The sequence below is a fragment of the Caballeronia sp. LZ035 genome (assembly GCF_031451175.1).
Lineage (GTDB): Bacteria > Pseudomonadota > Gammaproteobacteria > Burkholderiales > Burkholderiaceae > Caballeronia.
In genome coordinates, this window is record NZ_JARUXS010000003.1 from 1125128 (window position 1) to 1145979 (window position 20852).

18 protein-coding genes and 1 riboswitch are annotated in these 20852 nt (G+C 65.0%); of the genes, 5 read left to right on the top strand and 13 right to left on the bottom strand.

Features of this window, described 5'->3' with window-relative positions; translation table 11 throughout:
- Positions 1-13 precede the first annotated feature (13 nt).
- A complete protein-coding gene (locus QCE88_RS27790) occupies positions 14-1006 on the bottom strand; it encodes a substrate-binding domain-containing protein (protein ID WP_309908091.1) in 993 nt (330 codons plus the stop codon).
- A gap of 242 nt (positions 1007-1248) precedes the next feature.
- On the opposite strand from QCE88_RS27790, the gene QCE88_RS27795 reads away from it, so the two are divergent.
- Complete coding sequence (locus QCE88_RS27795) at positions 1249-2304, top strand: substrate-binding domain-containing protein (RefSeq protein WP_309908092.1); 1056 nt, start codon at positions 1249-1251, stop codon at positions 2302-2304.
- 9 nt (positions 2305-2313) lie between these two features.
- Here the strand turns inward: QCE88_RS27795 and QCE88_RS27800 are convergent, their stop codons facing one another.
- Complete coding sequence (locus tag QCE88_RS27800; protein ID WP_309908093.1) at positions 2314-3870, bottom strand: AMP-binding protein; 1557 nt, start codon at positions 3868-3870, stop codon at positions 2314-2316.
- A gap of 110 nt (positions 3871-3980) precedes the next feature.
- Positions 3981-4877 (bottom strand): LysR substrate-binding domain-containing protein, encoded by an 897-nt coding sequence (locus QCE88_RS27805; protein ID WP_309908094.1) that lies wholly within the window; start codon positions 4875-4877, stop codon positions 3981-3983.
- Positions 4878-4976: 99 nt separating this feature from the next.
- On the opposite strand from QCE88_RS27805, the gene phnA reads away from it, so the two are divergent.
- The 3 genes from phnA to QCE88_RS27820 all read left to right on the top strand — a co-directional run bounded on the left by phnA (position 4977) and on the right by QCE88_RS27820 (position 9261).
- Entirely contained in the window at positions 4977-6200 is a 1224-nt protein-coding gene (phnA, locus tag QCE88_RS27810) for a phosphonoacetate hydrolase (RefSeq protein ID WP_309908095.1), read from the top strand.
- A 59-nt stretch (positions 6201-6259) separates the two neighbouring features.
- Complete coding sequence (locus QCE88_RS27815; RefSeq protein WP_309908096.1) at positions 6260-7546, top strand: MFS transporter; 1287 nt, start codon at positions 6260-6262, stop codon at positions 7544-7546.
- A 260-nt stretch (positions 7547-7806) separates the two neighbouring features.
- A complete protein-coding gene (locus QCE88_RS27820) occupies positions 7807-9261 on the top strand; it encodes an MFS transporter (protein ID WP_309908097.1) in 1455 nt (484 codons plus the stop codon).
- Positions 9262-9360: 99 nt separating this feature from the next.
- Here the strand turns inward: QCE88_RS27820 and QCE88_RS27825 are convergent, their stop codons facing one another.
- On the bottom strand, positions 9361-10518 hold the full coding sequence (locus tag QCE88_RS27825) for a ParB-like protein (RefSeq protein ID WP_309908098.1): 1158 nt from the start codon (positions 10516-10518) through the stop codon (positions 9361-9363).
- Positions 10519-10752: 234 nt separating this feature from the next.
- Positions 10753-10950: riboswitch (FMN riboswitch) on the top strand.
- An 87-nt stretch (positions 10951-11037) separates the two neighbouring features.
- Between QCE88_RS27825 and QCE88_RS27830 the strand changes: the two genes are divergently transcribed.
- Complete coding sequence (locus QCE88_RS27830; RefSeq protein WP_309908099.1) at positions 11038-11535, top strand: 6,7-dimethyl-8-ribityllumazine synthase; 498 nt, start codon at positions 11038-11040, stop codon at positions 11533-11535.
- 46 nt (positions 11536-11581) lie between these two features.
- Here the strand turns inward: QCE88_RS27830 and QCE88_RS27835 are convergent, their stop codons facing one another.
- From QCE88_RS27835 to QCE88_RS27875, 9 genes are read right to left on the bottom strand one after another with little or no spacing between them, the layout of a single operon-like run.
- Entirely contained in the window at positions 11582-12376 is a 795-nt protein-coding gene (locus QCE88_RS27835; protein WP_309908100.1) for a glucose 1-dehydrogenase, read from the bottom strand.
- Positions 12377-12395: 19 nt separating this feature from the next.
- Positions 12396-13856 carry an FGGY family carbohydrate kinase gene (locus QCE88_RS27840; protein ID WP_309908101.1) on the bottom strand — a complete coding sequence of 487 codons (1461 nt, stop codon included), beginning with the start codon at positions 13854-13856 and terminating at the stop codon, positions 12396-12398.
- Positions 13857-13866: 10 nt separating this feature from the next.
- The gene (locus QCE88_RS27845) at positions 13867-14949 is read right to left on the bottom strand and encodes an ABC transporter permease (protein WP_309908102.1); all 1083 of its coding nucleotides are present in this window, start codon (positions 14947-14949) and stop codon (positions 13867-13869) included.
- Between the two features lie 19 nt (positions 14950-14968).
- Positions 14969-16504: a sugar ABC transporter ATP-binding protein gene (locus QCE88_RS27850; protein ID WP_309908103.1), complete on the bottom strand. Its 1536-nt coding sequence runs from the start codon at positions 16502-16504 to the stop codon at positions 14969-14971.
- Positions 16501-17136, bottom strand: coding sequence for a DUF2291 family protein (locus tag QCE88_RS27855; protein WP_309817174.1), 636 nt, complete (start codon positions 17134-17136; stop codon positions 16501-16503). The genes QCE88_RS27850 and QCE88_RS27855 overlap by 4 nt, the downstream gene beginning before the upstream one ends.
- Before the next feature lie 57 nt (positions 17137-17193).
- Positions 17194-18138: a D-ribose ABC transporter substrate-binding protein gene (locus QCE88_RS27860; RefSeq protein WP_309908104.1), complete on the bottom strand. Its 945-nt coding sequence runs from the start codon at positions 18136-18138 to the stop codon at positions 17194-17196.
- A 59-nt stretch (positions 18139-18197) separates the two neighbouring features.
- Positions 18198-18995 (bottom strand): GolD/DthD family dehydrogenase, encoded by a 798-nt coding sequence (locus QCE88_RS27865; protein WP_309908105.1) that lies wholly within the window; start codon positions 18993-18995, stop codon positions 18198-18200.
- A 21-nt stretch (positions 18996-19016) separates the two neighbouring features.
- Positions 19017-19961 carry a transketolase C-terminal domain-containing protein gene (locus QCE88_RS27870; RefSeq protein WP_309836597.1) on the bottom strand — a complete coding sequence of 315 codons (945 nt, stop codon included), beginning with the start codon at positions 19959-19961 and terminating at the stop codon, positions 19017-19019.
- A complete protein-coding gene (locus QCE88_RS27875; protein ID WP_309908106.1) occupies positions 19954-20805 on the bottom strand; it encodes a transketolase in 852 nt (283 codons plus the stop codon). Before QCE88_RS27875 ends, QCE88_RS27870 begins: the two co-directional genes overlap by 8 nt.
- Positions 20806-20852: the final 47 nt, after the last annotated feature.

The following is a 20852-nucleotide window of genomic DNA, read 5'->3' on the forward strand; positions in this document are numbered from 1 at the left end:
TGCGGCGACGCGTTTACAGACCGGTCTTGGCAAGATCGTCGACGGTCTTCTCGTTCAGGTCCACGAGTTGATCGACGATCAGATTGTGGCCGTCCGGATGCACGACGCCCAGTCCCGGAATATTCGTGCCGTCCTTCACCGGCTGGCCCTTCGCGACCATCGTGCCGAGCGTCACGAACACTTCGCCCGCCTGCTCCGGATTCCACATGAAGCCGCCGGCCAGCACGCCGTCGTGAACCAGGCGCCGGCCCTGTCCCGGCGAGAACGGCCCGAGCACCAGCACCTTGCCCTTCATCTGCTTTTCCTGCACCGCGCGCGCCGCGCCAATCGGGCCCTGGCTGCCGAACGCGAGAATCGCCTTCAGGTTGGGATGCGCGCGCATCAGGTCGAGTGCGGTCTTGCGCGACGCATCGACGTCTTCCGCCACGCCATAACGATCGCCCACGAGCGTCATGCCCGGATAGTTCGCCTTGATGTAGGCGATCGCGGCATCGGCCCAGGCGTTGTGCAACGGCACCGTGAGCGAGCCGACGAACACCGCGTATTCACCCTTGCCGCCGAGCGCCTCGCCGAGACGCTTCGCATAGGCCTCGCCGAAGCCCTTCACCGACGCCAGCTCGAAATCCCAGTCGGCGTTCTGCTGCTTCGGCGATTCATGCGTGATGACCTTGATGCCCGCCGCGCGCGCGCGTTGCAGCACCGGTTCGAGCACTTCGGCATCGTTCGGCACGACGCCGATCACATCCACCTTCTGCGCGATCAGATCTTCGATGGCCCGCACCTGAAGCGCGGGATCGGCACTGGTCGGCCCGATCATGAACGCCTTGACGCCGAGTTGCGCGGCGCGTTTCTTGATGCCCGCGTCCATGGCGTTGAACCAGGGAATCCCGCCGATCTTCACCACCACGCCAATCACCGGCTGATCCGGCGACGCCGAAGCCGGAACGGCCGCCAGCATCAGCGCGATCGAGGCCACGCCTGCACACCATGCGCGAAACAGTTTCATGGACTTGTCTCCTGCGGAGGACTTCCGCCGCATGTCAGGCGGACGCCCGGTCGGGTTGGTCGGAACTCCGCTTGCTGTCTTGCTGCGCCGTGTGCTGAAGTTTGTTGCTAAATCCATTCAGCAATTCGGGCTGAGGTATGCTGAATCTATTCAGCAAAGCGGTCGACTCGGACAAACCCTAAAGAATCCGAATTCCGTGTTGCCGCTACCGTCCGGACACGCACGCGCCTGGAGTCAGCTCGATGGCCAGTCACAAGCCCGCAAGAAAATCGACGATCTACGACATCGCCCGCGCCACGGGTTCATCCACGTCGACGGTCAGCATGGTGCTGAACGGCACGTGGTCGCGCTATCGCATCAAGGAGGAAACCGCGCAGCGCGTGCTCGACAGCGCGCGCAAGCTCGGCTACAACGTCAACCTGAAAGCGCGCGGCCTGAGGCTGTCGCGCTCGGGGCTGGCGGGCATGGTGCTGCCGCACTATCGCAACCGCTTCTTCGCGGGGCTCGCGCAGACGTTTGAAGATCAGGCGCGCAGCCGCGGCCTGTGTCCGATCGTGGTCGGCACACAGCGCGATCCGGCCGTGGAAATCAGCGTCACCGAGACCCTCCTCGCGCAACGGGTGGAATTGCTGTTCATTGCAGGGGTGCGCAATCCGGCGCCGCTGAACGAACGCTGCGCGGCGGCGGGCGTGCCGTCGATCAACCTCGACCTGCCGGGCGATGGTGCGCCGTCGGTCGTATCGGACAATCGCGGCGGCGCGCGCGCGATCACCGACGTGCTGCTCGACAAGCTGCTCGCGCAAGGCAAGTCGCCGCACGAACTGGTGCTGCTCGGCGGCATTCCCGGCGAGTACGCGACCGATACGCGCATCGCCGGCTTTCGCGACGCCTTCGCCGCGCGCGGCATCGAGCCGGCCGAGGATGCCGTCGATTCCTGCGGCTACAACGCCGCCGCCGCGCGCCGCGCGCTGGCCGCGCGACAGGCGACGCTCGGCCGGCTGCCGTCTGGATTGCTGATGAATTCGATCACCGCGTTCGAAGGACTCGTCCAGTTCACCTCGACGCTGCCCGCCGAGGCGCGGCGCTCGCTGGTGGTCGGCTGCTTCGACTGGGATCCGTTCGCGGCGCATCTTTCCTTCGACGTGACGATGCTACGGCAGGACGTGGAGGCGATCATCGCGGAAGCGTTCGCGCTGACCGATCACGACGCCCCGGCGGACCGCTCCGTCGTGGTCGTGCCCACGCGCTTCGGCACGATTTTCGAGGAAGCGGAGCAGACCCGCGAGTTCGACCGCTAGCAGCGGCGCTCACGCACCGAGCGCGGCTTCCTGCCCCGGCAACGTGCGATCCGCCACAGCCAGCGCCAGACGGCCAATCGCAGCGCGATCCACCTTGCCCTGCTCGGTGAGCGGCACGCCCGGCGCCGTCATCAGGTGCACCGCCTCCGCAACCTGCCTGCCGCAGTTCAGCTCGATCACCCGCCGGCACAGCGCCAGATTCAACGACAGCCCCGGCCACGGCATCACCAAAACATTCCACACCTTGCTGGAAGCGGGAAAGTCGTTGGACACCGCCACGGCGTAGCGCACCTGATGCAACGCGCACAACGTCGCCTCGATCTGCGCGGGCCCGACCGGCATGCCGCCCATCTCGATGACTTCCGTCGCGCGGCCGAGTACATGCAGATAACCGTGCGCGTCGATCCTGCCGACGTCACCGGTCACGCACCAGCCGCCGCAGAACTTGAGCGACGTCTCGACGGGCTGGTTGCGATAGCCCTGCGCCACCGAAGCCGACTTCACCTCGATGCGGCCACATTCGCCCGGCGCCGCCAACAAGCCATCGGCCCGGCGCAGACGCAGTTCGACGCCGTCGCGCACCCGCCCCGAGCTTTCCAGCGCGGCGGGATGGGCGAGATAGTCGGACGGCGTCAGCACGCTCACGAGACCGGCCTCGCTCGCACCGTACATGTGCGTGAGCACGGGCCCGAAGCGTTCGAGCGCGCGCCGCAGCAGTACGGTTGGCGCCGAACCGCCGATGTGCACGAGCGAGCGCAGCGAGGACAGATCGCGGGTACGCGCATCGGGATGATCCATCGTCTCGAACAGTTGCGGTTCGACCAGCAGCAGGTCGGTGATGCGTTCGGATTCGATGGTCGCGAGCGTGTCGGCGGCATCGAAGCCCGGGCGCAACACGACCATGCCGCCGCCCGTCAGCGTCTGATCGACGAGCACTTGCGACAGGTAGGCCAGTGCGCCATTGACCAATTGGCGGCGTTGCGGGGCGGGCGTTGCGCCGACCATCGCCGAATAGGCCGCGAAGCTGCGCAAGCTGGCTTTCGGCACGCCGGTCGAGCCGCCCGACGAGGCCACCATCGCGAGATCGCCGGAACGCGCGCGGCTCGACAGCGGCGCGGCGGACTGCAAGGACGCGCGATAGTCGAGCCGCATGGACGCCAGTCCCGTGCCGACATGCACGACCCGCATGCCGACATCCTCCGGCACGAGATGCGCGGTCTCCGCGAACGCCACCAGCAACGCGGGGCGGATGCGCTTCAGCAGGGTCGCACGATGATCCGCGCCGGCGGCCGCCGGAAGGAACATCGTGGCCGCGCCGAGCAGATTGGCCGCGTAATGGATGGCGAGCGCGGCGGGGCAGTTCGGTGCGAACAGCGCGACCAGCGAACCCCGTCCGATGCCGAAGGTTTCGAGCGCGCGCGCGTACCGGAAGATCGATGCACGCAGCGCGCGGCCGTCGATGTCGGCATCGCGATAGCGCAGCACCGGCTGGCCGGCGTGTTGCAGCAACTGGTCGAGCAGGATCTCGACGTACGAGCGGAAGGTCGCTTGTTTGTAATGGTCCATGACGGTGTCTCCTTCGACGATCAATGGACGCAGTCTGCGCGCGCAAAATGAGTTGGAAATGAGCAGGTATCTGGCGCCGGCGTGGTCTGAACTTCCGTTCGCGCGTGGGTTCAGCCGTGCGCCTCCGCGTCGCCATTCGCCCGCAGCCACTCGACGAAATCGCGCATGTGGACCGGCTTGTCCGCATCCAGCGGCACCAGCGCGTGGTACGTCGCGCCGTTCGCCGTCAGTTCCGGAAACGGCATGCACACGCGGCCGGACGCGCAATCGGCGTCCAGCGTCGGCAGCGGGCCGATGCCGACACCCAGCCCGTCCACCACCGCCTGCAGCGTCACAAAAAAATGATCGAAACGCAGCATGCGATGCGCACGCAATGAAGCATGGCCAGCCGCTTCGAGCCACGCTTCCCAGTCGCCCGGACGCGTCTCGCTGGTCAGCCAGGTTGCGGCCGCTAGCGCTTCGACACGGCTCAAACCCGTGCGCGCCAGCAGCGCCGGGCTCGCGATCACCGTCATGCGCTCCCGGAACAGCGGCCAGCTCTGGAACTGACCGCCCGGCGGCACGAAGCGGCGGATCGCCAGATCGAAGCTGCCGCGCAAGGCAGGTTCGGTGGACATCGCGGTGGACACGCGCACGTCCACGTCCGGATGACTTTCGGCGAAACGCGGCAGCCGCGGAATCAGCCAGCGCATCGCCACGGTCGCCGACGCGCTCACCCGGATCACCTTGACGCGGTGATCGCGGCCGTAGCGCTCGGCGGCATCGGCGATATGGTCGAACGCGGCGCTGATTTCCCGCGCGAACGCCCGCGCATGCGGCGACGCCGCCATGCTCTGCCCTTCACGCGCAAACAACGGCTGGCCGAGCCATTCTTCGAGGATCGCAATGTGCCGGCTGACCGCGCCATGCGTCAGGTTGAGCTCGCGCGCCGCCGCCGAATAACTGCCCGCGCGCGCGGCGACTTCGAACACGCGCAGCGCGTTGAGAGGAGGAAGCTTGGATCGCATGTGTGATTTTTTCTGACAGGTATTGCGTCTTTATTTCGATTGTGTGAGCTAAACGCTCATCTTACGCTGGGAACCGACTCAACCAGACAAGGTGCGCTCATGTCCTCCCCGATCATCGTCAACTCCCGTTCCTATCAGATGCCTGCCGCGCCGACCATCGTGGTGTGCGTCGATGGTTGCGAGCAGGAATACATCAACCAGGCCATCCTCGCGGGCGCGGCGCCGTTCCTCGCGCGGCTCGCCGACACCGGCACCGTGCTGACCGGCGACTGCGTGCTGCCGTCGTTCACCAACCCAAACAACCTGTCGATCGTCACCGGCGCGCCGCCCTCCGTGCATGGCATCTGCGGCAACTTCTTCTTCGACGAGGACACCCGCACCGAAGTGCTGATGAACGACCCGAAGTACCTGCGCGCGCCGACGCTCCTCGCGGAGATGGCGCGCGCGGGACAGCGCGTGGCCGTGGTCACGGCGAAGGACAAGCTGCGCGCGCTGCTCGGTCACGGCTTGCACGGCATCTGTTTCTCGGCGGAAAAGGCCGATCAGCTGGATATCGAGGTGCACGGCGTGACCGGCATGATCGAGCGGACCGGCATGGCGTTGCCTTCGGTGTACAGCGCGGAGTTGTCGGAATTCGTGTTCGCGGCGGGGCTGTCGCTGCTCCAGCATGAGCGCCCGGATCTCATGTATCTCTCGACCACCGATTACGTGCAGCACAAGCACGCGCCCGGCACGCCGGAGGCCAACGCCTTCTACGCGATGATGGACCGCTACTTCGCGCAGTATCACGACGCCGGCGCGGTGCTCGCGATCACCGCCGATCACGGCATGAACGCGAAGACCGACGCGCTTGGCCGTCCGCGCATCGTCTTCCTGCAGGACCGGCTCGACGCCCGCTTCGGCGCCGACGCTGCCCGCGTGATCCTGCCGATCACCGATCCGTATGTGGTGCATCACGGCGCGCTGGGTTCGTACGCCACCGTGTATCTCGGCGAGCGCGCGCCGCAACGCGACGTGACGGAATTTCTTGGCGGCCTCGCGGGCGTCAGCGCGGTGCTCACGCGCGCGCAGGCCTGCGAGCGGTTCGAACTGCCGCCGGACCGCATCGGCGATCTGGTCGTGCTCGGCGAACGGCTGACCGTGCTCGGCAGCGCCGCGCACAAGCACGATCTCTCGGGCCTCACCGTGCCGCTGCGTTCGCACGGCGGCGCGTCCGAGCAGCAGGTGCCGCTGCTCTTCAACCGCAAGCTGAGCGGCATCGACCCAAGCCGCCGGCTGCGCAACTTTGACGCCTTCGATCTCGCGCTCAATCACCTCGCCTGATTTCGCCCCAAGAACAGCACGACGAGCGCGACACAGAATCGCGCCAACCAGGAGACACCATGCCCTCCGATACACCCGACGTTCTGGATTACCAACTATCGCGCCACGAGACGACGCGCGCGCAATATCGCTGGCGCGCGCTGATCGGCGTGACCTTTTGCTATCTGTTCTATTACACCGGGCGGCAGACGCTCGGCTTCGCGGTCGCCGGCATCCAGCACGACTTCGGATTGTCGAAATACGAGATCGGCTGGATCAGCGCGACCATGCTGTGGTGCTATGCGGGCGGCCAGTTCGTCAACGGCAATCTCGGCGACAAGCTCGGCGGCAAGACCATGATGATCGCGGGCGCGGTGCTGTCGCTCGCGGCGAACTGGCTGTTCAGCTTCGGCCATGGCTTCGTGTTCTTCCTGCTCGCGTGGGGCCTGAACGGCTTCTTCCAGTCGATGGGTTTCGCCCCCGGCAGCCGCCTGCTCTCGAACTGGTGGGACGACCGCCATCGCGGCTTCGTGTACGGCGTGTATGTGGGCTTCTCCGGGTTCTCGTCGGTGCTTGCGTACATCCTGCCGGTGCTGATCCTCGGCACGCTGCATCTCGGCTGGGTCTGGATCTTCCGGCTCGCGCCGCTGTCCATGCTGCTCGGCGCGCTCGTGCTGCTGTGCTTCGTCGCGGAGCGCCCCGAGGACAAGCACTTGCCTGCCAGCGAGCCGTCCGGGGCGGCCGCGCCTGCTTCCCCCGGCGACGAACTGAGCAGCGCGCAACGCTACCGGCTCGTGCTCGGCAACTGGAAGCTGTACATCACGGGACTGGCCATCGGCCTGCAGAACGCGGCGCGTTATGCGCTGGTCGTATGGGTGCCGGTGCACTTCCTGGGCATGGACTGGAAGACCTCGTCCTCGCTGATCGATCCCAAGTGGATCACCATCGCCCTGCCGGTGGGCATGGCGCTCGGCTCGCTGTCGAACAGCTGGATCTCGGACGTGCTGTTCCAGGGCAAGCGCTATGTGGCGATCGTCTGGTACATGGTGCTCGCCTGCGCCACCGCCGTGTGGATGATGTTCGTGCCGCACGGCAGCCTGCTGGGCGTGGCGCTGCTGTTCCTGTGCGGCTTCTTCGTGTTCGGGCCGGCCTCGTCGTTCTGGGCGCTGTGTCCTGATATCTTCGGACGGCGCGCGGCCGGTACCGCGACCGGCGTGCTCAATACGATGTCGTATGCGTTCGCGGGCATCGGCGAGCCGGCCATTGGTCACGTCATCGATGCGACCGGTCACACGACCATCATCTTTCCGATCGTCGCGGGACTGTGCGCGGGCAGCGCGCTGATGTCGATGCTGATCCGGCGCTGAACCCGGCAGTCATGGCGGCGGGGGCGGCAGGACGGCTCATTCGCCGCCCTGCTCGCACAAGCGGCGCGCCGGGCGCCGTGCACGTCGGCGCGGAACCGCAGCCGCAGGGTTAACGAGAACATCGCCGATTGCGATGCCCCCGCTGCCGAAGCAGCACTTTTCGCGCGCCGCCGCCCCGTCTAGATTGGCCAGCAATGAGATGGAGACGCGCGCGGATTGATACGAGCCTGCGTCCTCCAGAAAAACGACTGGAGACAATCATGGCCATTTCGGAAAGCGCCCCGCTACACGAAACCCTTCATGCCGCGCCCGCGCAGGCCGTGGCTGTGGACACCGCGCCGCCCGACCCCGGCGGCCTGATTTCAGCCCGGCTCGACCGCCTGCCCGCGACCCGCGCCGTCTGGAAGCTGATCCTGCTGCTGAGTCTCGGCTTCTTCTTCGAACTCTACGATCTGCTGTTCAGCGGCTACATCGCGCCGGGGCTGGTGAAGAGCGGCCTGCTCACGCCGACCACCCCCGGCCTGTTCGGCACCTCGGGCGTCGCGAGTTTCATTGCGGCGCTGTTCTGCGGGCTGTTCATCGGCACGGCGGCGTGCGGCTTTCTCGCCGACCGCTTCGGCCGCCGCGCGATCTTCACGTATTCCCTGCTCTGGTATGTTGCGGCCAACACGGTCATGGCCTTCCAGGACAGCGCCGGCGGCCTCAACTTCTGGCGCTTCGTCTCGGGACTCGGCATCGGCGTCGAACTGGTCACGATCGGCACCTATCTGTCCGAACTCGCGCCCAAGCATCTGCGCGGCCGCGCCTTCGCAGTGTGTCAGGCGGTGGGCTTTTCGGCGGTGCCGGTCGTGGCGTTCTGCTCCTGGCTGCTCGTGCCGCGCGCACCGTTCGGGCTCGACGGCTGGCGCTGGGTCGCGCTGCTGGGCGGCGTGAGCGCGTTGTTCGTCTGGTACTTCCGGCGCAACCTGCCGGAAAGCCCGCGCTGGCTTGCGAGCAAGGGCCGCATCGACGAGGCCGATGCCGTGCTGAACGCCCTCGAAGCCACCGTGGCGCGGCAGCACGGCGCAGCGTTGCCGCCGCCCGGCGCACCCGATCCGGTCGCGCGCAAGGCCGGTTTCGCGGACATGTGGAAAGCGCCGTATCGCCGCCGCACGGTGATGCTGATCCTGTTCCACATTTTCCAGACGGTGGGTTTCTACGGCTTCGCCAACTGGGTGCCGACGCTGCTCGTCAAGCAGGGCATCACGGTGACGTCGAGCCTGCTGTACACCACGCTCATCGGACTCGCGGCGCCGCTCGGCCCGCTGCTCGGCTATCTGATCGCGGACCGTTTCGAGCGCAAGCATGTCATCGTCGCGATGGCGGCGCTCAACATCGTGAGCGGGCTGTTGTTCAGCCAGACGTCGTCGGCGCCGTTCATCGTCGTGCTCGGCGTCTTGCTGACGCTGGCGGGCAATATCATTTCGTTCACGTACCACGCCTATCAGCAGGAGCTTTATCCGACCGCCATCCGTGCGCGCGCCGTGGGCTTCGTGTATTCGTGGAGCCGGCTGTCGGCCGTGTTCAGCTCGTTCGTGATCGCGTTCACGCTCAAGGAGTTCGGCGTCACGGGCGTGTTCGTGTTCATCGCCGGGGCGATGACGCTCGTGATGCTCGCCATCGGTCTGATGGGACCGCGCACGCTCGGGAAGTCGCTGGAGAGCATTTCGCATTGAGGCGTCGCGTCGGCGGAAGCGCCGGGCGGATTCACGAACCCCGACATGCAGGATGAACATGCGCGGCGCTGTCCCGACCGGACCGCGCCGCGCGCGTTTTCACTTCAGCCCGTTGCGCGCCTTGTAGTCGAGCGTATAGGCCAGCTTGCCCGGCTTCGATGCGCTGAGCGGCTTCAGCAGGTCGCCGAATTCGCCCTTGCTGTACTTCTTGCCCGCATTGATCGCGTCGAGCCGGCCCAGATCCTTGCCGGTCTTGCCGTCGATGATGGGATCCGCCGTCGCGACCATCTTCAGCGATGCATTCCACACCGCGTTCAGATAGCCAGTATCGGCGGTGGCGGGATCCGGATCGGTCGCGCCAAGCGTGGTCAGCGTGTAGCCGGTCAGCGGGAAGTTCGCGCGCAGCCAGTCGGCCCAGTAGAACTCGAGGAAATCGGTGGACGGCGTGGGCTTGCTGTAGCCGATGTCGCGCGTGAAATACACCAGCGAGCGGTACTTGTCGTTCTGCATGCCCTGCTTCAGGCCGAGAGCAGTGGGCAGCTGCGCCGCCGTGATCGGCGCGCCGTTGGCGTCCTTCAGGCGCGTGTAGCCGCGGTTCTGCATCTCCGACCAGAAGGTCGTGCCCGAATACGCGCTCAGGTTGTCCTTCACGATGACATGCACATGCAGCGTCGGGCCGCCGTCAGGGACTTCATAGTAGGTCGAGAGACCATGATGACCGTCGGTCAAATACAGCGAGTCACCGTTCGGGCCGATCACGACCGGATTGAGGACCGTGGTGTCGCGTTGGGCGATGTCGGTGGTCGTGCAGGTGAAGCTGGCGGAATCGGTCAGCTTCGAGCTGGCCGACGAACCGTTCGTCGCGAGGCTGTCGAGACCTTCGTCGGCGCAGAAGTCATCGAACTTCTTGGTCGGATCGGCTTCGTAACGGCCGAGCTTGTAGTAGATCTGGTCGTAGCCGAGCGCGGCCTGGGTCGGATGCAGTTCGCCGAGCGTGACGTCGAGCATCTGGCCCGCGCTCGCGGCGGCCCATTGACCGGCTTGCGGCGTGCTCGAGACATCGGGGGACGAAGCCGAGGTCGGCGCGGATGCCTCGACGGGCGCGGATGCGCTCGCGGGCGTGGACGCGCCGGCCGGCGCGGAGGCCGTATCCGTGACGGCGGCGCCGTTCGCGGCGGGGGTCGTCGAGTTGCCGCCGCAAGCGGCGAGCGCGATCAGCAGTGGAAGTGTGGTGCTCAGGGCGATCTTGATGGACACAGGTTGATCCCGGACGGAGAAAGTAAGCAGGCTTGTTAAAAACCCGCGAGCTTGCCCCAGGGATGTGAAAGTCGTATGAAAGCAGCAGGATTGCTTCCCGGTTTGCGTGGTCGGTCCGGGAGAACGAAGCCCGACAAGCTCAAGGGGCATCCGGCGCATGCCCGTGGATCATGATAAGGTACGCCTCGTTTCTCGATTGTTTCGATTCTTTCGATTGTTCGATTCTTTCGGGGAACACGTTCTCGGGGCGGGGTGCGATTCCCCACCGGCGGTAATCGTTTCCTGGTTGCAGGAGACGTAGCCCGCGAGCGCTCACCGGTTGTTCTGCCTGTCCGAACTCAGCAATGCTTTCGGACCCGGCGCACCGGCGAGGTCAGCAGACCCGGTTTGATTCCGGGGCCGACGGTATAGTCCGGATGAAAGAGAACAGGACGGCTCGCGCCGCCCATCGTCACGCCGCGCGCGTGCGGGGGCTAGCGGCTGTCCTTCGCCCTGTTCACACCAAACAGGCTGAAGTCCATGAACATGAATCACACCATCGAAGCACAGGCTGTCTCTTCCGCAGGTTCCAACCGTCCGCGCGTGGCCTTCGTCCAGGCATGCTGGCATCGCGACATCGTCGATCAATGCAAGACCGCCTTCATCGAGGCGATGCTCACGAAGGGCTATGCGCGTGAAGACATCGATCTTTATGAAGTCGCGGGCGCTTTTGAAATTCCGCTGCACGCCAAGCATCTCGCGCAAAGCGGTCGCTATGCGGGCATCGTCGCGGCGGGACTCGTGGTCGACGGCGGCATTTACCGTCACGAGTTCGTCGCGCATGCGGTCATCGACGGCCTGATGCGCGTTCAACTCGATACCGGCACGCCCGTGTTCTCAGCGGTGCTGACGCCGCATCACTTCCATCACGGCGAAGAGCACGTCCGCTTCTTCAGCGAGCATTTCCTCGTGAAGGGCGCCGAGGCCGCGCATGCCTGCGCCGACACCATCGCCAAACTGAGCGCGCTGCCGGTCTGAGCACCGCGCACTGTTACCGCCGGCCGGTATGCGCTGACCGGCGGACTCAGGACATGAACATGCCGCCGTCGACGTTGACGGTCTGACCGGTGATGTACGCAGCATCCTCGGAAGCAAGGAAGGTCACGAGTCCGGCCACGTCCGCGCCGTTGCCTGCGCGCTTCATCGGAATGTTGGCGACCCACTCGGCCATCAGTTCGCCGGGCTTGTAGTCGCCGAGCAGCTTGCCCCAGGCTTCGTCGTTGTACGACCACATGTCGGTGGTGATGATGCCCGGGCAGAACGCGTTCACGGTGATGCCGGTAGGCGCCAGTTCCTTCGCGAGACTCTGCGTGATGCCGAGCACGCCGAACTTACTGGCCGCGTAGTGCGGCGTGTACACGAAACCCTGCCGCGCCTGCCCCGACGCCGTATTGATGAGCCTGCCGGTCTTGCCCGCGCGCAGCATGCGCGTGGCCGCTTCCTGGCAGCACAGGAACACGCCCTTGGTGTTCACGGCCATGACCTTGTCCCAGTCGGCTTCGGTCAGTTCCGGCAGCTTCGCGATCGTGATGACGCCCGCATTCTGCACCGACACGTCCACCTCGCCGAGCGTAGCCGCCACCTCTTCGTAAAGCGCCACGACCTGCTGCTTGTCCGTCACGTCCATCTCGACGGCCAGCGCCTCGAAGCCTGCTTCGCGCAGGTGCGCGGCGGCATCGTGCACGCTCTTTTCATTCGCCGTCACGCACACCTTGGCGCCTTCGTGCGCGAAGCGCTCCGCGATGGCCAGCCCGATACCGCGACTGCCGCCCGTCACGACCACGACCTTGCCTTCGAACCGCTTGGCTTGATAAGTCACGTTCCCTACTCCCAGGTTTTCAAAGTCGATTGATCCAGCGCAGCCATTGCGCATGATTGTCCGCGGCCGCCGCGACGCCGCTTCCCGGCTCGACGCGCCGTGCCACCACGCGCCTGGCCTGATACGCATCCAGCGATTCCGCCAAGCCCGCCTGACAGCCCGCCAGCGCCGCCGCGCCCGCCGCCGAGATCTCGCTGACGGCGAGCGTGCTGACGGGCCGGTCCAGCGTGTCGGAGAGATACTGCAAGAGGAACGGCCGCTGCGTCAGTCCGCCGTCGAGATACAGTTCGGCGAGCGGCACATCAGCGGCCTGTTCCATGACCGTAATGACGTCCTTGATCTGATACACGATGGATTCATACGCCGCACGCGCCACGTGCTGCCACGACGTCGAGAAGTTCAGCCCGACAATCTGCGCGCCGCCCGGATACTTCCAGTGCGGGCAGCCAATGCCCGAGAACGCCGGAATCAGGAACACGCCGCCGTTGTCGTAGTCGGCGAACGCCTGTTCGGCGTGGGCGAAGTCATCGAAGAGATGCAGCTTTTCCTTGAGGAACGCGGGCGTGGAACCCGCGCTGATGACGATGCCCTCCAGCGCGTAATCCACGCGCTCGCCGATGGCGAAGCACAGCGTGGACACGAGTCCGTGCTCCGGTTCGTGCGCCTTCGCGCCAACGTTCATCATGATCGACGAGCCCGTGCCCATCGTCGCCTTGGCGACGCCCGGCCGCAGGCATCCTTCGCCGACGGCCGCCGCGTGCGAATCGCCGATCATTGCAAGAATCGGCAGCGGCTGGTCCAGCAGGCCGTCGAAGTCGGTCGAGCCGAAGTCCGAGGCCGAGGGCCGCAGTTCCGGCAAGCGCAGTCCTTCCAGCCCGAACAGCGCGACGAGTTCGCGATCCCATTCGAGCGCGCCGAGATTGAGCAGCATCGTGCGCGACGCGTTGGTGTAATCGGTGCGATACGCCGCGCCCTTCGTCAGCCGGTACAGCAGCCAGCTGTCCACCGTGCCGAAGAACGCCTCGCCCGCTGCAATGCGCGCGCGGACGCGCTCATCGTTCTCGTTGAGCCAGACGAGCTTGGTGCCGGAAAAATACGGATCGATCAGCAAGCCGGTCTTCTGCGCGATCAGCGGCGCAAGCCCGTCACCCTTCATGCGTTCGCAGATGCCGAGCGAGCGCTGGCACTGCCACGACACCGCCGGCACGATCGGCTCGCCCTGCCGGTCCCACAGCACGACGGTCTCACGCTGGTTCGAAATGCCGATCCCGGCAATCTCGCCCTCGTAGTCGCTCAAACACTGGCGCACGGCCTTCAGCACCGAGTCGTACAACGCGTTCGCATCCTGCTCGACGAAACCCGTGCGCGGCGTGTCGCAGGCCACCGGTGCGAAGCCGCGCGCGTGCACGTGGCCTTCGTTGTCGAAGATGAGCGCCTTGGTGCCGCTCGTGCCCTGATCGATTGCGAGAATGGTCTTCATCGTCCGGGCCTCATGCGGTGAGTGACACCATGCGCGACTGGAGACGCTGCTGCAACTGATCGACGACCACCGCGAAGATGATGACGAGGCCCTTGATGACCATCTGCCAGAAGTCGCTGATCCCGCACATCACCATGCCGTCGCCGAGAATGCTGATCACGCACGCCCCCACCACCGAACCGAACACCGTGCCGCGTCCGCCCATCAGCGCGGTGCCGCCCAGCACCACCGCCGCGATGGCGTTCAGTTCGTAGGTCTGGCCGGTCAGCGGATGCGCGGTCTGCAATTGCGCGGTGATGACCAGGCCGACAATCGCCGCGCAGAAGCCCGAGAACATGTACACGAACAGCTTCACGCGATTCGTGCGGATGCCCGAAAAACGCGCGGCCTGCTCGTTGCCGCCGATCGCGTAGATGCGCCGTCCGAGCGGCGTCTTGCGGGCGATGAAGATGGTGATGGCGGCGAGCACGATCATGATCCAGACGGGCATCGAGAGACCGAGGATCGTGCCGTTGCCGATGAATTCGAAACCCGTGTTGCCGAGCGCCGGATTGCCTTCGAGGTCGGCGTACGTGCTGCCGTTGTTGACCAGCAGCGCCGCGCCGCGCACCACGTAGAGCATGCCGAGCGTCGCGATGAAGGGCGCGACATTGAGCATGGTGATGAGATAGCCGTTCACCGCGCCGATCAACGCCCCGAGCAGGCAAGCGATGAGCGCGACGCCCCACGGATTGAAGAAGACCACGTGATGCCCGATCTTCACGCCTTCGAGCAGCAGATAGCCCGCCGCCATGCCGCTGATGCCGACGATCGACCCGACTGAAAGATCGATCCCGCCGGTGAGAATCACGAGCGTCATGCCGATGGAAAGAATCGCGACCACGGTGACGTGCTTCGCCATGATGAGCAGGTTGCCGGTGGAGAGAAAGCTTTCCGTGGCGAGCGAGAACACGATGATGATCGCAAACAGCGCGATGAAGATGCGCAGCTTGAGCAGGTTCACCGCGATGCGCGCGGCGGCGTAGGCACCCTGGCGGTTGTGCTTGGCGTGGACCGGCGTCACCGGCGGATTGCTGCTGTTGGGTGTATTCATGGTTCGGATCTCGTTCCTTTCACACTACGGCGGTCGCGGGTGTCGACGCGCGCACGATGCGCTCGCTGTCGAACTGCCCGCGCTCCAGCACGGCGGTCAGCCGGCCGCTCGCCATGACGAACACGCGGTTCGACACCGCCATGGCCTCGTCCAGCTCGGAGGTCGCATAGATCACGGCAATGCCGGATTGCGCGAGCAGACTGATGGTCTTGTAGACATCTTCCTTCGCGCCCACGTCGATGCCGCGCGTCGGTTCGTCCATCAGCAGTACCTTGGGCTTCGTCAGCAGCGCCTTGCCGATCACGACCTTCTGCATGTTGCCGCCCGAGAGCGACGTGATCGGTGCATCGACGGAAGCGGCCTTGATGGCGAGCTTCTTCACGATGTCGCCCGCCGCCTCGACTTGCCGGTCGCGCGTCAGTGAACCGACGAAGCGCCGCGTGAACTTGCCGAGGCTCGACAGCGTCATGTTTTCGAGGATCGTCATCAGTTGCACCATGCCCTGCTTCTGACGATCTTCCGGCACCAGCGCGATGCCCGCTTCGATACGCTTCGGAATCGGCATGTCCTCGATGGCCTTGCCCGCCAGTTCGATCTCGCCGAGCGCGAGCGGATTGGCGCCCAGCAGCGACTCCAGCAGTTCGGTGCGGCCCGCACCCATCAATCCATAGATGCCGACCACCTCGCCCGCCTTCACCGAGAACGACACGTGATCCACTGCATAGATGCCGTTCGAACGCTTGAGCGCGAGGTCCTTCACCTTCAGCACTTCCGCGCCGATGCTGTGCTGCTCGAACGCGAAGCGCTTCTTCGAAGAACCGACCATCGCCTCGATGATCCACGGAATGTCGATGTTGGCGATCTCGTCCTCGGCCACGAGCCGGCCATTGCGCAGCACTGTGATGCAGTCGCCGATGGCCATGATCTCTTCCAGCCGGTGCGAGATGTAGATGACCGTGACGCCTTCTTCCTTCAACTGGCCGATGATCTTGAAGAGAATCTCCACTTCCGTCTTCGACAACGCGGAAGTCGGCTCGTCCATGATGAGCACCTTGATGTGCTTGGACAGCGCCTTGGCGATCTCGATCAGCTGCTGCTGGCCGACGTAAAGATCGCCGAGCCGCGTGCGCGGGTCGATGGCGATATGCAGGCGGTCGAGCAGCACCTTCGCCTGATGATTCTCCCGCTTCGCGACGATCACGCCCGAACTCGTGATCTCGTTGCCCGCGAAGACGTTCTCGGCCACCGTCATGTCGGGAAAGAGATTCAGCTCCTGGAAAATGATGCCGATGCCGTGTTTCTCCGCGCTGCGCACGTCGCTGATCTGTGCGAGCTGTTCGTCGATCCAGATCTCGCCGGAGGTGGGCGTCTCCGCGCCGGCCAGCAGCTTCATGAGCGTGGACTTGCCCGCGCCGTTCTCGCCGATCAGCACATTGACCTTGCCGCGCCGCACCTTGTAATCGACATCGATCAGCGCGGCCGTGCCCGGATACTGCTTCGAGAGGCCGCGCGTCTCGATCACGTTCACCGGGTTCAGGGTTCGGGGTTCGCTCATTTCCAGACCACCGGAATCGCGCGGATCTCGCCCGCAGGCTCGCTCCAGCTGCTGTAGACGGCGGCGGCGTCGACGCTGTCGCCGGCCTTGAGCTTCAACGACTGCTGCACGCGTGCCACGACCAGCTTGTTCAGCTCCTGGCCGAAGGCGGCGAAGCGGGTCTGGTCGTCGAAGTCGCTGTACTTCACGCCGGGAAAGCCGTCCCGCACGCCCGTGCCCACCACCACCGGGCCCATCTCCAGCACCACGTTCACCGGCTCGCCGCCGCCCGCCGGCGCCACCTCGACATAGGCCTTGCCGACCCGCGAAGTCGAATCGATGCGCGTCACCTTGCCCTGCACGCGCAGCCAGAAATTGCACGGAAACGCATTGCTCTGACGGAAGCCGAACTGCTTGCAGGCATCGTCGAAATTCTGGTTCAACGCGCCGATCACCTGCGCCGCGGGCTTCGCGTTCTTGTCGGCGTAGGGAATGAGCTGGTCGCTCAGCATCTTCGCGGCGTCCGGGCCCTTGTGCTGGCCCTGGCTGCGGATTTGCGCCAGCTCGGTGTCCGTCACGACGTGACACGCGGCGAGGCTCAGCACGCACAGCGTCAGCAGCGCGCGCCAGCCGGTGGAAACGGGATGAACCATGACGACCTCACTTGACAAGCCCTGGCAGCGGGCCGCGCCCGCTGCCGTTCGCGCACCTTACTTCGTGTAGTAGAAGTCCTTGACCTTCGATGCGTTGTCTTTCGTGATCAGGATGCCGCGCGTCAGTTGCCGCTCCGGCTCGCCGGTCTTGCCGGTCTTGATGTACTTGTCGAGCAGGTCCACGCCATGGATCGCGATGCCCTGCGCCTGCAACATCACCGTGGCCTTCAGCTTGCCCGCGAGGACCGAGTCGCGCTCGTCATTGCTGCCGTCGATGCCCATCACGACGACATCCTTGTGCCCCGCCGACTCCAGCGACGCAATGGCACCCAGCGCCACCGGCCCGTTGCCGCAGATCACGCCCTTGATGTTCGGATGCTCCTGCAGGATCGAATCCATTGCCTGCTTGCCGGGCAACAGTGCGCCCTTGGCATCCTGGCGCGCGACCATCTTGAGATCGGGATATTGATCCAGCACCTGATGGAAGGCTTGCGAACGCGTGACGCAGTTCTTGTCGGCGAGATTGCAGGTCAGCTCGACATATTCGCCCTTCTCGCCGATCGTCTCGACGAAGCGCTGCGCCACTTCGGTGCCCGCTTGCAGATTGTTATGACTCAGCTGCGCGATCGCGATACCGTCCTTCGGAATCTCGCGGTTGATGAGCACGACCGGCACTTTCTTGTCCGCCGCCGCGCGCACCGTGGCGACGCTCGCATTCGAATCCGCGTTGTCGAGCACGATGCCCTTCACGCCCTTGCCAATCACCAGGTTCACGAGTTCGTTCTGCTTGTTCACGTCCTCGCCGTGCGAAAGCACGATGGTGTCATAGCCAAGCTTCTTCGCCTCGGCCTCTGCACCTTTGGCTTCGGCCGCGTAGTAGGGATTGTCGAGCGCATTGACGAGAATCGCGATGGTGCCCTTGCCCGCTGCGTGTGCACTGCCGGGCATCACGGCGGCAAACGATACGGCCACCGCGGCTGCGACTGCAAGCTTCTTCCACATGTTGTTGTCTCCGGTTTGTTTGTCTTTCTGGAACAGCGTGGTCTTGCTCGGATGACGACTCAGGCGATCGTGTAGCCTCCGTCGATCATGATGTCGGCGCCCGTGATCATGTCCGCGCCGTTGGACAGCAGGAAGAGAATCGCGGCCGCGATTTCGTCGGTGTAGGCGAAGCGTCCGACCGGAATCAGCTTCTTCATGTTCTCGCCCTTCTCGCCTTCCCAGGCGGCGGCGCCCATCGGCGTCAGCACGACCGTAGGCGATACCGTGTTCACCGTGATGCCGCGCGGCGCCCATTCCTTCGCGAGCACCTTGGTCATGCCGATCAACCCGGCCTTGGCCGACGTATAGGCGCAATGCTGGTCGATGGCGACCGTCGCCGCCTGCGACGCGATGTTGACGATCTTGCCGCCATGGCCGCTCGCGAGCACGATGCGCGCGAAGTGTTTCGAACACAGGAACGGCCCGGTGAGATTCACGCCGATTTGCCGCTGCCATTCGTCGAAGGTGATGTCTTCGGCGCGCGTCAGCGTGATGCAGCCCGCCGCGTTCACGAGCAGATGCAGATCGCCGAAATGCTCACGCGCGGCGGCCATGGCGCGCTCGACGTCGGCTTCGTTCGCGACATCGCAGGCAAAGGCGCGTGCGTTCTCCGCACCCAGTTCCGCGAGCGCCGCCTGCACGCGCGGTTCCTCGAAGCTCGGATACAGAATCGCCACGCGCGCGCCCTTGGCGATCAGCGCCGCGTTGGTCGCCATTGCAATGCCGCCCAGGCCGCCCGTGACCACGGCCACCTTGCCGTCGAGGCGAAAATCGAAATCGACGCCGTGGCGCAGCGACATGTCGTATTGAATGCTCATGTGCGTCTCCGTCCTGTTGTTCTATTGCGCGCACAACGCGCGTACCGCGTCGGCGATGCCCGCCGCGTCGATGCCATAGTGTTTGCGAATGCCCTGGCGCGTGCCGTACTGCGCGAACTCGCCTTCAGTGATGCCGAGCGTGGTCAGCGGCCGGTTGATGCGACGGCGCGCCATCAGCATCGCCACCGTTGCGCCAATGCCGCCGTGCAGCGAATGCTCCTCCACCGTGACAATGGCCTCGTGGCGCTGAACGATCGCCGCGAGCGCATCCTGATCGAGCGGCCGCAGCGAAGACAGATTGACGAGCGTCGGATCGAGCACGCCGTCGCGACGCAGCGCCTCGCAGGCATCGAGCGCTTCTCCGACCACCGAGCCGAGTGCAATGACCGCGACCTTCGAGCCTTCGATCAGCACGTCGGGACGGCCCGGCTCGAAGCGGTACGACGCGTCGTGCACCACGGGGAATTTGGCGTTGTCGAGCCGGATGTAGACCGGTCCGTCCACCGACACCGCATGGTCGATCACCTGCGCCGTTTCCATCTCGTCGCACGGCGCGAAGATCTGCACGGTGCCGAAGCCGCTCATGATGGAGATATCGTCGATGGCGTGATGGGTCGAGGCCAGCGGACCGTAGGCCACGCCCGCATTGAGCCCGAGCATCTTGACGTTGGTCGCGCTGTAGCAGACGTCGTTCTTGACTTGCTCATTCGCCCGGCCGACGAGAAACGGCGCCGCGTTCGCGGTGAACACGATATGCCCGCCGAGCGCGAGGCCCGCGGCCATGCCGACCATGTTCTGCTCCGCGATGCCCACGTTGATCACGCGTTCCGGGAAGCGTTCGAGGTAAGGACCGATCTTCGAGGTGGAAGTCGAGTCCGCGACCACGACGATGATGTCGCGTCCCGCTGAAGTCAGCCGGTCGATTGCGCTCACCGCGCCGTCACGCAAGTCCGCGTAGTCACGCATGGTCGAGCTCCTGCAACGCCTGCTTGAGTTGATCTTCGGTCGGGAACTTGTGATGCCATGCCGGCACGTTCTCCATGAAGGAGACGCCGCGCCCCTTGATGGTGTGCGCAATCACCACCTTCGGCTTGCGATTGTCGTAGTCGAGACTTTCCAATAGTTTCCAAATAGAGTCCACCTGGTTTCCATTGACGTCGTGAACTTCGAAGCCGAATGCGCGGAACTTCTCGTCGAGCGGATCGAGATCCATGATGTTGTGCGTGAAGTCCGCCAGTTGCAGGCGATTGCGGTCCACGATCACCACCAGGTTCGACAGTTCGAAGTGCGCCGCCGCCATCGCGGCTTCCCAGTTGGAGCCTTCTTCGAGTTCGCCGTCGCCGGTCAGCACGAACACGCGTCCCGTGCCGCCGCTGCGCGTGGCGTGACGCTGCTTCGCCATCGCCAGGCCGGCGGCGATCGGAAAGCCATGGCCGAGTCCGCCGGTATTCACCGTGACCCACGAAGGCAGCTTCTGCCGCACCGGATGGCCCGGCAGACGGCCATCGTCCTTCAGGTACGTGAGCAGTTCGCGTTCGGGCAGCCAGCCCAGTTCCGCGAAACACGCATACAGGCCGCCGACGCCGTGCCCCTTGCTCAGAATGAACTCGTCATGCCAGCGCACGCGCTGCTCTGCCTCGACCTCATAGCGCAGCACATGAAAATACAGCGCCGCCAGGATGTCCGCCTCCGACATGTCGCCGCCCGTGTGACCACTCTTCGCGTTGGCGTTCATCACGCAGATCTTCTTGCGGATGTCCTGCGCCCGACGATGTAGCGCGTCGCCGGACTGCTTGAAAGGGTTTTCCATTCCTGCTCCCAGACTTCCCGTTTGCCTGAAAGCAAGTTTCTTTTACT

What these genes read in the sequence shown, in the direction of transcription:
- QCE88_RS27875 (WP_309908106.1), bottom strand. Translation starts at nt 20,805, where the DNA reads ATGGAAAACCCTTTCAAGCAGTCCGGCGACGCGCTACATCGTCGGGCG.
- QCE88_RS27800 (WP_309908093.1), bottom strand. Translation starts at nt 3,870, where the DNA reads ATGGACCATTACAAACAAGCGACCTTCCGCTCGTACGTCGAGATCCTG.
- QCE88_RS27805 (WP_309908094.1), bottom strand. Translation starts at nt 4,877, where the DNA reads ATGCGATCCAAGCTTCCTCCTCTCAACGCGCTGCGCGTGTTCGAAGTC.
- QCE88_RS27850 (WP_309908103.1), bottom strand. Translation starts at nt 16,504, where the DNA reads ATGAGCGAACCCCGAACCCTGAACCCGGTGAACGTGATCGAGACGCGC.
- QCE88_RS27865 (WP_309908105.1), bottom strand. Translation starts at nt 18,995, where the DNA reads ATGAGCATTCAATACGACATGTCGCTGCGCCACGGCGTCGATTTCGAT.
- QCE88_RS27870 (WP_309836597.1), bottom strand. Translation starts at nt 19,961, where the DNA reads ATGCGTGACTACGCGGACTTGCGTGACGGCGCGGTGAGCGCAATCGAC.
- QCE88_RS27815 (WP_309908096.1), top strand. Translation starts at nt 6,260, where the DNA reads ATGCCCTCCGATACACCCGACGTTCTGGATTACCAACTATCGCGCCAC.
- QCE88_RS27845 (WP_309908102.1), bottom strand. Translation starts at nt 14,949, where the DNA reads ATGAATACACCCAACAGCAGCAATCCGCCGGTGACGCCGGTCCACGCC.
- QCE88_RS27795 (WP_309908092.1), top strand. Translation starts at nt 1,249, where the DNA reads ATGGCCAGTCACAAGCCCGCAAGAAAATCGACGATCTACGACATCGCC.
- QCE88_RS27820 (WP_309908097.1), top strand. Translation starts at nt 7,807, where the DNA reads ATGGCCATTTCGGAAAGCGCCCCGCTACACGAAACCCTTCATGCCGCG.
- QCE88_RS27830 (WP_309908099.1), top strand. Translation starts at nt 11,038, where the DNA reads ATGAACATGAATCACACCATCGAAGCACAGGCTGTCTCTTCCGCAGGT.
- QCE88_RS27840 (WP_309908101.1), bottom strand. Translation starts at nt 13,856, where the DNA reads ATGAAGACCATTCTCGCAATCGATCAGGGCACGAGCGGCACCAAGGCG.
- QCE88_RS27855 (WP_309817174.1), bottom strand. Translation starts at nt 17,136, where the DNA reads ATGGTTCATCCCGTTTCCACCGGCTGGCGCGCGCTGCTGACGCTGTGC.
- QCE88_RS27860 (WP_309908104.1), bottom strand. Translation starts at nt 18,138, where the DNA reads ATGTGGAAGAAGCTTGCAGTCGCAGCCGCGGTGGCCGTATCGTTTGCC.
- phnA (WP_309908095.1), top strand. Translation starts at nt 4,977, where the DNA reads ATGTCCTCCCCGATCATCGTCAACTCCCGTTCCTATCAGATGCCTGCC.
- QCE88_RS27790 (WP_309908091.1), bottom strand. Translation starts at nt 1,006, where the DNA reads ATGAAACTGTTTCGCGCATGGTGTGCAGGCGTGGCCTCGATCGCGCTG.